Genomic DNA, 253 nt, shown 5'->3' with positions numbered 1-253 from the left:
AGCGCCGTTTGCAGCGCATTCAACTGCTTGCCGACAAACGCCGCCTGACGCGGTGACATATCATGCGCTTTCCACTGTGCGGGCGTGGCAATATATAACGCCAATACCCGTGCCGAACGATCCCGACATGCCGCTGCCAGCGCAAGATTGTCATGCAAACGTAAATCTCGCCGAAACCAGACCAGATGAGTGGTCATAAAACTCCCAAATAAAAATTAAGCTTTGCCGTGTAAACGCAGAATCGCAGGCCAGA

The 253-nt window shown here is 52.6% G+C and carries 1 protein-coding gene; it reads right to left on the bottom strand.

The window, feature by feature from the left end; genetic code table 11:
- Positions 1-197, bottom strand: a 197-nt coding sequence (locus FDX22_RS31420) for a deoxyribodipyrimidine photo-lyase (protein WP_255432980.1), incomplete at its 3' end; no start/stop codon positions are given.
- Positions 198-253 lie beyond the last annotated feature (56 nt).

Source organism: Citrobacter sp. TBCS-14 (assembly GCF_005280805.1).
Classification (GTDB): domain Bacteria; phylum Pseudomonadota; class Gammaproteobacteria; order Enterobacterales; family Enterobacteriaceae; genus Citrobacter; species Citrobacter gillenii.
The sequence above is the reverse complement of the archived record's forward strand: the minus strand, read 5'-3'. Positions and strand labels throughout refer to the sequence as shown.